This is a genomic window from Paraburkholderia sp. J69-1 (genome assembly GCF_905220255.1).
Lineage (GTDB): Bacteria > Pseudomonadota > Gammaproteobacteria > Burkholderiales > Burkholderiaceae > Paraburkholderia.
This window is the reverse complement of the sequence record NZ_CAJMZG010000012.1, coordinates 184525-197312: the sequence shown is the minus strand read 5'-3', so window position 1 is coordinate 197312 and position 12788 is coordinate 184525. Positions and strand designations below refer to the sequence as shown.

General features: G+C 66.2%; 10 protein-coding genes. 3 read left to right on the top strand and 7 right to left on the bottom strand.

What is annotated here, in order from left to right:
* Nucleotides 1-7: 7 nt before the first annotated feature.
* The 5 genes from U5A67_RS22860 to U5A67_RS22840 all read right to left on the bottom strand — a co-directional run bounded on the left by U5A67_RS22860 (nucleotide 8) and on the right by U5A67_RS22840 (nucleotide 5259).
* Nucleotides 8-373, bottom strand: coding sequence for a DUF427 domain-containing protein (locus tag U5A67_RS22860; protein WP_205983303.1), 366 nt, complete (start codon nucleotides 371-373; stop codon nucleotides 8-10).
* 310 nt (nucleotides 374-683) lie between these two features.
* Nucleotides 684-1244, bottom strand: coding sequence for a carboxypeptidase regulatory-like domain-containing protein (locus tag U5A67_RS22855; protein WP_205983304.1), 561 nt, complete (start codon nucleotides 1242-1244; stop codon nucleotides 684-686).
* A gap of 263 nt (nucleotides 1245-1507) precedes the next feature.
* Nucleotides 1508-3016, bottom strand: coding sequence for a DegQ family serine endoprotease (locus U5A67_RS22850; protein WP_205983305.1), 1509 nt, complete (start codon nucleotides 3014-3016; stop codon nucleotides 1508-1510).
* A 251-nt stretch (nucleotides 3017-3267) separates the two neighbouring features.
* On the bottom strand, nucleotides 3268-4569 hold the full coding sequence (locus U5A67_RS22845; RefSeq protein ID WP_321816258.1) for an ATP-binding protein: 1302 nt from the start codon (nucleotides 4567-4569) through the stop codon (nucleotides 3268-3270).
* A gap of 27 nt (nucleotides 4570-4596) precedes the next feature.
* Nucleotides 4597-5259, bottom strand: coding sequence for a response regulator (locus U5A67_RS22840; protein ID WP_205983459.1), 663 nt, complete (start codon nucleotides 5257-5259; stop codon nucleotides 4597-4599).
* A gap of 532 nt (nucleotides 5260-5791) precedes the next feature.
* Between U5A67_RS22840 and dacB the strand changes: the two genes are divergently transcribed.
* The 3 genes from dacB to U5A67_RS22825 all read left to right on the top strand — a co-directional run bounded on the left by dacB (nucleotide 5792) and on the right by U5A67_RS22825 (nucleotide 10413).
* Complete coding sequence (dacB, locus tag U5A67_RS22835) at nucleotides 5792-7522, top strand: D-alanyl-D-alanine carboxypeptidase/D-alanyl-D-alanine-endopeptidase (RefSeq protein ID WP_321816257.1); 1731 nt, start codon at nucleotides 5792-5794, stop codon at nucleotides 7520-7522.
* 346 nt (nucleotides 7523-7868) lie between these two features.
* Nucleotides 7869-8837 (top strand): sterol desaturase family protein, encoded by a 969-nt coding sequence (locus U5A67_RS22830; RefSeq protein ID WP_321816256.1) that lies wholly within the window; start codon nucleotides 7869-7871, stop codon nucleotides 8835-8837.
* Nucleotides 8838-9030: 193 nt separating this feature from the next.
* Nucleotides 9031-10413, top strand: a complete 1383-nt coding sequence (locus U5A67_RS22825) for an SGNH/GDSL hydrolase family protein (protein WP_205983309.1) — start codon at nucleotides 9031-9033, stop codon at nucleotides 10411-10413.
* A gap of 99 nt (nucleotides 10414-10512) precedes the next feature.
* On the opposite strand, the gene U5A67_RS22820 is transcribed toward U5A67_RS22825, so the two are convergent.
* Together U5A67_RS22820 and U5A67_RS22815 are read right to left on the bottom strand one after the other, a co-directional pair.
* Entirely contained in the window at nucleotides 10513-11553 is a 1041-nt protein-coding gene (locus tag U5A67_RS22820) for an L-threonylcarbamoyladenylate synthase (protein WP_321816255.1), read from the bottom strand.
* Nucleotides 11554-11566: 13 nt separating this feature from the next.
* Nucleotides 11567-12784, bottom strand: coding sequence for a 5-(carboxyamino)imidazole ribonucleotide synthase (locus tag U5A67_RS22815; RefSeq protein ID WP_205983311.1), 1218 nt, complete (start codon nucleotides 12782-12784; stop codon nucleotides 11567-11569).
* Nucleotides 12785-12788 lie beyond the last annotated feature (4 nt).

Genomic DNA, 12788 nt, shown 5'->3' with positions numbered 1-12788 from the left:
GCGCGGCTCAGGAGGTCTGGTCGATGCGATCGACGCGTTCGGCGTCGAAGGCCAGATAACCGCCGATACCGCTCACCGTCTCGTGCGGCGCCTCGTAGCTCCACGCGGCGTCTTCGATACGGCCGTCTTCGGTACGCAGATGGAAATACGCCGCGCTGCCCTTGTGCGGACATGGCGTGATGCGTTCGGAGCGTTCGAGCCGCGCCATGTTCACGTCGGCGCGCGGGAAATAGAAGACGTCGGGAAGGCCTGTTTCGCTGACCGTGAGGGCCGCGAGCGTGTCGGCGATCGTGATGCCGCCATGGATCACGCGCACGCGATGGCGGTTCACGACGATATCGATGCGATGGCCGGCGTCCGGTTCGACCGCCATGATCTGCTCCCTGATCGAGGTGCGCCGCAACAGGCTGGCGCAACGCCGCTGGTTGGCCGGCTTGCCGGCACGCTGCCGGTCATGGCCGATTTATCCTGCTCCCTGACGCTCGCGTAGCCGGACATTGTCTTCCCTGCGCATGACGACGAAATAAAACATCGACATAGCACGCGCCAGAAAAAAGCCACGGCGAACCCGTGGCTTCATTATCGGCCAAACTTCGCCGGCTTGCGCAACATGATGCGGGCAGGCGACAGCCATGTGCGCTAGCGCACAGACGGCCCTCGCCCGCCGTGACGTCCCGTGACGATTACCAGACGAACGAGGCGCGCGCGCTGCCGTTCGAACCCACCGTCACCGCGCTGGTCTTGTCGACGCCCGCGTGGCTCACGTGCACCGTGTAGCGGCCCGGACGCACGCGCACGAGCATGTACGGTCCGCGCGAAGTCGCGTCGAGCACGCTGGCGCCGTGGGCGTCGGTGATCTGCACGTGGACATCGGCGAGGAACTCGGCCTTGCGGCCGGTGAAGCGCAGCGCGAGCGGCCAAGAATGTTGCGCGGCCTGCAGCGCCTTCGATTCGTCCTGGCCGACGCCGCCGGAGACGAACGAGACATCGCCCTGTTGCTGCACTTGCGGCATGCCTTCGCCGTTGACGTTGCCCGCGCTGGTGTTGTCGCTGCTCGAACCGCCGACGGTCGCATTGCCCATCGTGCCGTTCATGTTGTCGGTGCCGGCATTGCCGCCGGGAGGCATGGCCTGCTGCGCCTGCGCAACGCCGATACTGCCCGCGAAGCCGATTGCACCGATGCCCAGGGTGGCCGCCAGTGCAGCGGCCGAAAGGACGGGACGCGTATTACGAAACATCTTCATCGTGGCTGCTCCTCAACAGGTTTGCGGCTCGACTCAAGCGCAAGGCGTGTGCCCGCCCCGCCGCACTTTCATCCGCACTCATATCGATAGCGACGATATCGGCAATTCGCGCCGGTCGCTCCTGCAGCGCACAAAGCCGCGCACAAAACCGCGCGCCCAAAAGAAAACTGCCGCCGGGCACGAAGCCCCGGCGGCAGTGAAAAGCGACCCGACAATCCCGGTAGTACAACGCAGCGGGCCGCCAGAGCGAACCGTTGCGGACGTTAGCCGAGATCGACCGGCACGAAGATCTGCGCGTCGTCGCGCTGGATCAGCAAAGCGATGCTGTTGCCGGCCTGCGCGATCATCTGCTTGAGCTGGTCGGCGCTGCTCACCGGGCGGCCGTTCACGGCGAGAATCACATCGCCCTGCTGGATGCCCGCGCTTTCCGCCGCGCCGCCCGCCTGCTCGACGAGCAGACCGTGATCGAGCGAGCTGTTGCTCTTCTCTTCCGGCGTGAGCGGACGCACCGCGACACCCAGGCGACCCTGCATCTGCGACTGCGGCGTGTCGTTCGACGCGACCTTGCTGTCGGAGAGCGAGCCGATCGTCGCCGTCAGATCCTTGGTGCCCTTGTCGCGCCAGATCTGGATATCGGCCTTGGTGCCCGGCTTCATGCCCGCGATCAGCGACGGCAGATCGGACGAATCGCCCACCTGCTCGCCGTTCACCGACACGATCACGTCGCCCGGCTTCAGACCCGCCTTGGCGGCCGGGCCGCTGGCGTCCACCGAACTCACCAGCGCGCCGTGCGGCTTGTCCATGCCGAACGAGTTCGCCAGCGTCTGGTTCATCGATTGCACCGCAACGCCCAGGCGCCCGCGGCTCACGTGACCGGTCTTGACGAGATCGTCCTTGACCTTCATGGCTTCGGTGATCGGGATCGCGAACGACAGGCCCTGGAAACCGCCCGTCTGCGAGTAGATCATCGAGTTGATGCCGATCACTTCGCCTTGCAGATTGAAGAGCGGGCCGCCCGAATTGCCCGGGTTCACCGGCACATCGGTCTGGATGAACGGCGTGTAGTTTTCATCGGGCAGCGAGCGCGATTTCGCGCTGATGATGCCCGAGGTCACGGTGTTGTCGAAGCCATACGGCGAGCCGATCGCCACCACCCACTGGCCGACCTTGCTCTGGCGCGGATCGCCGATCTTCACGGTCGGCAGATCCTTCGCGTCGATCTTGAGCACGGCGACGTCCGACTGCTTGTCCGCGCCCACCACCTTGGCCTTGAATTCGCGCTTGTCGGTGAGCTTGACCGTCACGACGTTCGCGCCATCGACGACGTGCGCGTTGGTCAGAATGTAGCCGTCCGGGCTGATGATGAAACCGGAGCCCAGGCTCGCGCTCGGCGTATCCGGTTGCGCACCGCCGCCGTCGCCGCCCATGCCGGGCATGCCGCCATAGAAGTGCTTGAAGAACTGATAGAACGGGTCGCTCGGATCGATCGGCAATTGCTGCGCACCGCCGCCACCGCCGCCGCCGCGCAGGGCGGTCTGCTTCACCACATGCTTCGCACTGATGTTGACGACCGCGGGGCCGTAGGTTTCCACGAGGCCCGAGAAGTCAGGAATGCCGGTCTTGGCCGCGGCTTCGGCAGGCATCATCGCGGCCTGCGCGGGCGTGATGACCTGGGGCGGCGGCACATCGCGGCGCCCGGCCACGTAACCCGCCGACAACGCGACGGCTACAGCGATGGCCACGGCACTGCGGGTAATGACTTTGGTATTCATAGTGGACTCCTTGCGCGGGATGCTGTCACGACGTAACGAAGGTTAAGCCGCGTCACTTAAAGGAGTCTTAATTCAGGAACTATTCCGCGAAGGCGCCGCAAGCGCCCGCGTGGCGGGCGTTTGGGTGAATGGGGAGCGATGAAAAGATCGATGCGCGCGCATCGATCTCGACCTACAGATTGAAAGCAATCCGGAATTTTTACGGTGAGCTTTCAGATGCCGCGATGAAACGCCTCTATTAAACGCCGCGGTTAAAACCGCACGTCGATCTGCAAACCGCCCGCAGGCGAATCGTCGAGCCTGATCGTCGCGTCGTGCTGATCGGCGATACGGCGCACGATCGCGAGCCCGAGCCCCGTGCCGGCCACATCCGTGCGCGCGCGATTCGCGCCCGCCCCCACACGATAGAAACGGTCGAACACGCGCGCGCGCTCTTCCACGGGAATGCCCGGCCCGCTATCCGCGATACGCACGAGCGGATGGCCGTCCTGCACCAGCAGGCTCACATCCACGCGGCCACCCGCAGGCGTGTACTTGGTCGCGTTATCGAGCAGATTGTTGAACATCACGCGCAAGGCGTGCGCGTCGCCGTGCACCTGCGCGGCCACGCTTTCCTCGATGCCGAGATCGACGCCGCGTTGCTGCGCGAGCGGCGCATAGTTGAGCACGCAATCATCGAGCAGCGCATGCAGATCAACGCTTTGCGCGCGGGCGTGACCATCGGGTTCGGAGCGCGCGAGCGCGAGCAGTTGTTCGGCCAGACGCGTCGCGCGCGTCACGCCCGCCTGCAGATCGCCGAGCGCTTCGCGGCGCGTTTCGTCATCCTTTGCGCGCGCAACCAGTTGCGCCTGAATCTGCACGGCCGCCAGCGGCGTGCGCAGTTCGTGCGCGGCATCGGCGACAAAGGCTTTTTGCGTATCGAGCGCCTGCGCGAGGCGTTCGAGCAGCGCGTTCAACGCATGCACGAGCGGCATCACTTCGCGCGGCAAACGCTCTTCGGGCAGCGGATCGAGTGCTTCGGGATGACGCGTGTCGAGCGCGCGCGCCACCCGCGAAAGCGGCTTGAGACCGCGCCCCACCACCATCCACACGGCCAGGCCGAGAAACGGAAGCAGCACGATCAGCGGCCAGAGCGTGCGCAGCGCGACGTTCGCCGCCAGCCGGTTACGCACCGACACCGGCTGCGCCAGCTGCACGACGTTATCGCCGACGATCGCGCCATACACGCGCCAGTCGCCGCGATCGGTCTTCTCGGTCGAAAAGCCCAGTTCCGCGCGCGGCGCGAGCGGCGCACGCGGATGCGAGTAGTACATCAGCACGCCGTTGCGATTCCAGATCTGCAGCACGATGCCCTCGGCGCCGGTATCGCGCGAACTGAGGATCTCGTTGAACGGCTCGGAGGGCAGCGCCTCGGCGATTTCGCGTAGCTGGTAATCGAACAGCTCGTTGGCTTCCGCGAGCGCCTGGCGATAGATCAGCCAGCCCGCGAGACTCACGCCCGCGACCACGATCGCGAGCAGCCAGAACAGCAGTTGTCGTCGTATTGAACTCATCCAGAACTCATCCGCAGGCGCAGGTCCTCAGGCGTCCTTCGCAATCATGTAACCGAGGCCGCGCACGTTGCGGATCAGATCGGCGCCGAGCTTTTTGCGCAGCGCGTGGATATAGACCTCGACGGTATTGCTGCCGATCTCCTCGCCCCAGCCGTACATTTTTTCTTCGAGCTGGGTTTTGGAGAGCACCGCGCCCGGACGCGCGAGCAGTGCTTCGAGCAGCGCGAATTCGCGTGCCGACAGCGCGACGGGTGCGCCGTCCTGGGTGACCTGGTGCGAAGCGGGATCGAGCGTGATCGAACCATGGCGGATGGTCGAATCGCTGCGGCCCGACTGGCGGCGGATCAGCGCGCGCATGCGGGCGCCGAGTTCGTCGAGATCGAAAGGCTTGATGAGGTAATCGTCAGCGCCCGCGTCGAGACCCTTCACGCGGTCGGCGACGGCGTCGCGCGCGGTGAGGATCAGCACCGGCAGCGCGTTGCCGCGCGCGCGCAGCGTACGCAGCACGTCGAGGCCGTCGCGTTTGGGCAGCCCGAGATCGAGCAGCATCAGATCGTAGCTTTCGCCGCTCGCGGCCGACAGCGCGGCTTCGCCGTCCTCGACCCAATCGACCGCAAAGCCTTCGCCGCGCAGCGCCTTGCGCACGCCCTCGGCGATCATGCGGTCATCTTCGACTAGCAGTATGCGCATCGTAGTGAAATGGCAGGCGGCGCCCAGCGCCGCACTTCGTTGATGACGATGCTGCATTCTAGCGCCTTGCCGCGGTCGTTCCTTTCATTGCGCAGACCGCGCGCGCACGCGAAGCTTGCAGCGACCCTGCGCCTGCGTAACCTTCGCTCACTTTTTCCCGTCGTTTCTTCGATTTATCGCCAACGACGCACGCAGGCCGCGCGAGGTCTTTACAATGGGCGCTTTTGCGGCGCGCGGCGTCGCGAAGCCGATTGCGCCCTTTCATGCTGCTGCGTCGTGCGGCGGCTGCGCAGGCCTCGCGGCAGCAGCGCGACTGCGCTTTTTTATCGCGATGTGCGCGCGATTTTTATCGCGTACTTTTATCGCGTTTTTGCTTGATTCCGCGTCCGCGCGCGACGTCGCGAAGCCCCCGCCCGGGTCTCGCGCCGCGCCCGGCCCCTGCACTGCCCGCCCAATTCCAACGCATTTCATGCTGCCCGTTTCGCTGTCCCGACTACGTACTTTCATCCGTCCGCTGCGCACGATCCGCACGTTGAGCGCTCCGCGCCCGCTCGCGCTGGCCCTCGCCTGTGCCGCGCTCGCCTCGGCGTTCGCCGGCGTCCCCGTCGCCCAGGCGCAGCAGCCCGACAACGCGCCGCGCATTCCGGCCGTCAACGTCAGCACCACGCTGCCGCCGAGCGTCATGGCCGGCCTCGAACGCGCGCACGTACCGCTTTCGTCGGTGAGCGTGGTGATCGAGAAAGTCGGCGACCGCCAGCCGAGCGTCGCCGTCAACGCGGGCCAGCCGATGATGCCCGCCTCGACGATGAAGCTCGTCACCACCTGGAGCGGCCTCGCGATGCTGGGCGCCGATTACCGCTGGAAAACCAGCGCCTACACCGACGGTGAAATCGACGCGAGCGGCACGCTGCACGGCAATCTCTATATCAAGGGCACGGGCGATCCGAAGCTCGTGCCCGAAGAACTGATCGATCTCGTGCAGAAGATCCGTCAGGCCGGCGTGACGCGCATCGAAGGCGCGCTCGTGCTCGACAAGAGCGAGTTCGATCCGTCCACGCGCGATCTGCCCTCGTTCGACGGCGACAACAGCGCGCCCTACAACGTCGGCCCCGATCCGCTGATGTACGCGTTCAAGGCGCTGTCGTTCACGTTCTCGCCGTCGCGCGAAGGCGTGTCGGTCGACATCGTGCCGCCGGTCGCGCAATGGCAGATCGACAACCAGATCCACACGCGCGGCGGCGCCTGCGGCGGCATGCTGCCGAGCCCGCAGGTCACGCCGGGCGCGAACGGTGTCGTCACGGCCAGCTTCGCGGGCAACTACGCGATGCGCTGCGGCGAGCGCACGCTCAACATGGCCGCGCCCGTCGATCATTCGACGTTCTTCGCCGATGGTTTCCTCGCGCTCTGGCAACAGGCCGGCGGCACCTTTGCAGGCACCACGCACGAAGGCGTCGTGCCGCCGCGCGCGCGTCTGCTGGGCGTGCACCAAAGCCCGCCGCTCGGCGATGTCGTGCACGACATCAACAAGTTCAGCAACAACGTGATGGCGCGCAATCTGTTCCTCACGCTGGGCGCCGTCGAGGGCAAGCCGCCTGCGACCACGCAGAAAGCCGCCACGGCCGTCACCACCTTCCTGCATCGCAATGGCCTTGCCATGCCCGAACTCGTGCTCGACAACGGCTGCGGTCTGTCGCGCGAGGAGCACATCAGCGCGCTGTCGCTCGCGAATCTGCTGCAGACGGCCAATGCGAGCCCGGTCGCGCAGGTGTTCATCGATTCGCTGCCGATCGTCGGCGTGGACGGCACCATGCGTAACCGCCTGACCAACGCGGGCGTGGGCGGCAACGCGCACATCAAGACCGGCACGTTGCGCGATGTGCGCGCGATCGCGGGCTATGTGGCCGCCGAGAACGGTTCGAGCTGGATCGTCGTGAGCCTGATCAACGATCCGCGTGCGGAGTCCGCGCGCGCCGCGCACGATTCGCTGCTCGAATGGGTCTACAAGGGCATGCCTGAAGAAGCGCCGGTTTATGTCGATCCGCATCCGAAGCGTTCGACCCGGGCGTCGCGTGCGGGACACGCTTCGAAGCCCGTGGGACACGGCGCGCATGTCGAGCGCGTCGAATACACGGCGCCGGTGAAATCGGCTACGAAGTCGACGAAATCGGCCGCGAGATCGACCGCGAAGTCGGCAGACAAGTCGACCGACAAGCCCGCCGCCAAATCGGCCACGGCCAAAAAGAAGAAACACGCTGCGCATTAAAGGCGAGCGGGCTATCGCACGATAGCCCGCCTGTCGTTCCATCCTCTCGCTGCCCGCCTGCTTGAGACGCCGCTCGAGACGCCTTTAAAAGTCCTTTAAAGGCGCTCAAAAGCCACGCAAAATCGCCCTGATCAATCGGCCAGCGGCGTCTCCCTTCGAAGTTTTCCTCTAGCAAAGCCCCGAGCGTCACGCGCGCGGGGCGTGTACCCTGACGGGCAAAGTCCGACAACGCGACAGACACAGAACACTACGCGCGCCGGCGTCCGCATCAGACGGACAACACACAAGAGACAACACCGCCGCGCTGGCCGACCAGCGCCGCCCACGGGACAGGAGGACGACGTTCGTGCAGTTCGACGCTGAATGGCTGCTGCTCGCCCTCGCGCCCGTGTTTCTCGCCTGCATCGGCTGGGAAGCCTGGCATCTCGCCCGCACGCGGCCCGGCGCCGCGCTCTACAACTGGCCCGATACGCTCTGCAACGCCACGCTCGCGCTCATGCATCAGGGCACCGACAAGCTCGCGTGGCTCGTTGCGATTCCGGTTTATGCGTGGGTCTATCGGCACTGGCGCCTCGTCGACTGGCAGCCGGGGCTGCTTGCGTGGTTCGCGCTTTTCATCGCGCAGGACCTGCTCTATTACGTGTTTCATCGCGCGAGCCATCGCGTGCGCTGGCTCTGGGCCGCGCACGTCGTCCATCATTCGTCGGGACGTCTCAATCTTTCCACCGCGTTTCGCCAGAGCCTGATGTATCCGGTCGCGGGCATGTGGATGTTCTGGATTCCGCTCGCCGTGCTCGGTTTTCCGCCGATGCAGATCGTCGGCATCGTGCTGGTCAATCTGGGGTTCCAGTTCTTCGTGCATACCCAGGCGATCGGCAAACTGGGCTGGCTCGAATACGTCTTCAACACGCCGTCGATGCATCGTGTGCATCACGCGCGCAACGACTGTTATATCGATCGCAATTACGCCGGTGTGCTGGCGATCTGGGACCGGCTGTTCGGCAGTTATGTCGAGGAAGACGCGCACGAGCCGCCCGTCTACGGCATCGTCAAGCCGCTCGACAGCGACAACCCGCTCAAGGCCAGTTTTCACGAATGGATCGCGATGGCGCGCGACTGCGCACGCATGCCCGATACGCGCACGCGGCTTGCTGCGCTGTTCGCGCCGCCCGACTGGTGCGCGCGCCGGGATGCGATGCAGGCCGAAAGCGCGGTGGCGGCCCATCAGGATGGATCACCCGATCGGCATCGGGCAATGAATTCGACGAACGAACTCAACGAACTCAGCGGTGACGGAAAACAACACCGAGGGTGACCTCGGGTCGCGTAAGACCTGAGAGATTGCGTAGGCTGTTGGCCACAGCCCGGGGAACTACGCAAAACACGAAGCGCGGCTAGCCAGGCCGCATCGGCTGGAAAAAACGCAGCAGAAACTGGCATCAGAAGCTTGCACCAGGCAGTGGCAAGACTGGCCACGAACAGGCCCAATTAGAGGAGATGAAGTGAATATGAAGCACCAAGCACCGAGACACCGTACCGTGCTGCGCACCACCCAGATCGCCCTCGCGAGCGCGGTTTTCGCGCTCCTCGCCGCCTGCGGCGGCAGCAGCGGCGGCGACAACAATTCCAATGCCACGCCCGCGTCGGGCACCAAGCTGCAGGTCGTGGCCTTCGGCACCAGCCTGACGGACGCCGGCACCTATTCCGAGCAGATCACGCCGGGCTTCGGCGGCGGCCGCTTCACGACCAATCCGGGCGAAGTCTGGGCGCAAAAGGTCTCCGAATACTTCGGCTACAGCCTCGATCCGGCCTTCGAAGGCGGCTTCGGCCTGCCGCTGACGGCCACCGGCGGCCTCGACTACGCCCAGGGCGGCGCCTACGTCTACACCGGCGGCGTGAGCGACACCAGCGTCGCCATCCCGACCGCCAGCCAGCAGCCGATCACGTGGCAGCTCCAGCAATACCTGGCGCAGCACGGCAGCTTCAATGCGAACCAGCTCGTGCTCGTCGAAGGCGGCGCGAACGAAATCCTGAATCTCATCGAGACCGACAACGCCGCCGGCCTGACCGCCTTCGGCACGGCGCTCGCATCGAGCACGTACGCAACGCTGGTGAGCAACACCACGGTGCAGCAGCAAACCGTCGCGGCACTGGTCCAGCAAGGCTTCACCACCGCGCAGGCGACCGCGCTCGTGCCGGCCGCCGTGCTGCTGCAGGTGATCAAGGCCGATGCGAACGCGAGCACCGACTTCGCGTCGATCATGCCGATCCTCAACGCCGCGGGCGAACTCGCCAGCCTCGTCAACACGCAGATCGCCGGTACGCCGAAGGTCGCCGTCGTGACCGTGCCCGACATCGGCAAGACGCCGGCCGCGCTCGCTGTGGACGCGGCCGTGAGCGCCACGCCGGGCTCCTCGGGCGCGCCCGACCAGGCACTGTCGCTGATCTCGGCGGCCTACAACCTCACGCTGATCCAGGGTCTCGCGACGTCGATCACCGCGAAAAAGGTGGTGCTCGTCGACACGTTCTCGTGGCTCGACCAGTCGATCACGAACGCGACGAGCCTCGGCTTCAAGGTGACGAACACCGGTACGGCCTGCAACCTGACGCTGATGCAGCAGAACGCGACCAACTACGCGCTGGCGCATCCTTCGGTGCTGGGTCTGCCGGCCGGCACGTCGCAGTCGGTGATCGACGCGGCAGCGGCCGTGTACGGTGCGAACTTCGCCTCGTCGCTGTTCTGCTCGCCGCAGACGCTGACGACCGCCGACGCGCCCACGACCTATATGTTCGCGGATCAGGTGCACCCGAGCACGGCGCTGCACGCGCAGTTCGCCGCCTATGTCGAGACGCAGCTCGCTGCAGCAGGTATCGGCAAGGCACCGCAGTAAAGGCGCACGCGCAGGTTCGTCCTGCGCAAAGCAAAACACCCCACGCGCCTTGCGGCCGTGGGGTGTTTTTTCATGGCGATGCGCAAGATGCGCGCGACGTCAGTCCTGCTGTTGCTCGAACGCCGCCGCCGCGCGGCCAAGCCGGTCGTTCACGGCGATCCATTCGATCGTCTCCGGCAGCTTCTCGATGAGAATGCGCGAAACGTTCGCACGATCGAGCGCGCGCAACAGGCTGTACAGCTCGCGAGCGTAGATCTGCGGTTCTTCCGGCGCGCCGACGAAATGCACATTGGCCGCCGTGGCCCACGCCTGCGCGCGCGAAGCCCGCGCGACCAGCGCCACGGTTTCGCCCGCCTCGCGTGCGGCCGCCAGCATCGGCTCCAGCGCATCGAACGGCAGCAGCGCGAGCGGCGTGCGCGGCGCGTAATGCGCCTTGAGCGTGCCCGAAGCGCGCGGCGCGGTGGCGTCCGAACCATCGGGCAGACGCGGCGCTTCGCCCAGCACGCGCGCGATGTCCTGCGGACTCACGTGGCCGGGGCGCAGCAAGGCCGGAAAGCCGCGCGAGAGATCGAGAATCGTCGATTCGATGCCGACGTCGCATGCGCCGCCATCGAGCACATGCACATCCGCGCCAAACTCGTCGCGCACGTGCTGCGCGGTGGTCGGGCTCACATGACCGAAGCGGTTCGCCGACGGCGCCGCCACGCCGCCATGACCGCCGCGCCGCTGCGAGAACGCCGCCAGCAGACGCTGCGCGACCGGATGCGACGGGCAACGCAGGCCGACCGAATCCTGACCGCCGCTCACCGCATCGGGAATGCGCGCGTGGCGCTTCACGATCAGCGTGAGCGGGCCGGGCCAGAAGGCATCGACGAGCTTTTGCGCCGCTTCCGGCCACTCGGCCGCCCAGTACGTGGGATCGCCGCCAGGCGGCAAATGGACGATGACCGGATGATTGGCCGGACGCCCCTTCGCGGCATAAATGCCCGCGACGGCAGCGGGCGAAGCCGCATCGCCGCCCAGACCGTAGACGGTCTCGGTCGGAAACGCGACCAGCTCGCCCGCGTCGAGCAAGACGGCGGCCTGCTCGATTTCGGCGTCGGTCGGATGCGCGGCGGTGCGGATCTGCTGATCGGACATGTCGCGGTCCAACTCAGCTCGTGACGATGTGCAGCAGGCGCGCGCAATCGCGTGCGGCCGTGCGCGCTTCGTCGAGCGTGGGCGCGGTGAAGTTCACGTGGCCCATCTTGCGGCCCGGGCGTGCGTCTTCCTTGCCATACAGATGCAGGCGCGCAGCCGGCATCGCCGCGACCTGATCCCACGGCGGCGTGATGGGCGCGGCGCCCTTCTGGGCCTTCGCTTCGCCCGCACCGGCCGGGAACCACACATCGCCGAGGATGTTGAGCATCACGGCCGGCGAGTGCTGGCGCGTGTCGCCCAGCGGCATGCCCGTCATCGCGCGCACTTGCTGCTCGAACTGGCTCGTGGCGCACGCATCGGTTGTGTAGTGACCCGAGTTGTGCGGACGCGGCGCCATTTCGTTGGCGACCATCGACCCGTCTTCGAGGATAAAGAACTCCACGCACAGCACGCCGACATAACCGAGCTTCGCGGCGATCTGCAGCGCGGCCTGCTGGGCCTGCTGCACGAGCACGTCGCTTGCGTCGGGCGCGGGCACGATGGTGTGCGACAGCACGCCGTTACGGTGCGTGTTCTGCGCGAGCGGATACACCACCGCCGCGCCGTTCGCGCCGCGCGCAATCAGCGCGCTCACTTCGAACTTGAGCGGCAGACGCTTTTCCAGCACGCAAGGCACGCCGGCGAGCGACGCATGCGCTTCGCGCACTTCGTCGGCGTTGGTCACGCGAATCTGGCCTTTGCCGTCGTAACCCATGCGCGCGGTCTTGAGAATACCGGGGAGCACGGCCGTGAGCGTCGCGTCGTCGATGGCGGCCAGCGCCTGCGACGATTCGATCACCACATGCGGCGCGACCGGCACGCCCGAGGCAGCGATAAAGCGCTTTTCGGCGATGCGGTCCTGGGCGACGGCCACGCAGCGGCCGGCGGGACTCACGAAAGTCGATTTGGCGAGCGCGTCGAGACTTGCGGCGGGCACGTTCTCGAATTCGGTCGAGATCGCGGCGCACAGGCGCGCGAGTTCGGTGAGCGCGGCTTCGTCGTCGTAGGCCGCGCAGATATGGCGGTCGGCCACGGCGCCTGCGGGGCTCGTCGCGTCGGGATCGAGCACGGCGACGCGATAGCCCATCGCCTGGGCGGCAAAACAGAACATGCGGCCAAGCTGGCCGCCACCCACCATACCCAGCCATGCGCCGGGCAGGATCGGTGAAACCGGAGAATTGTCAGGAGTCATCTTC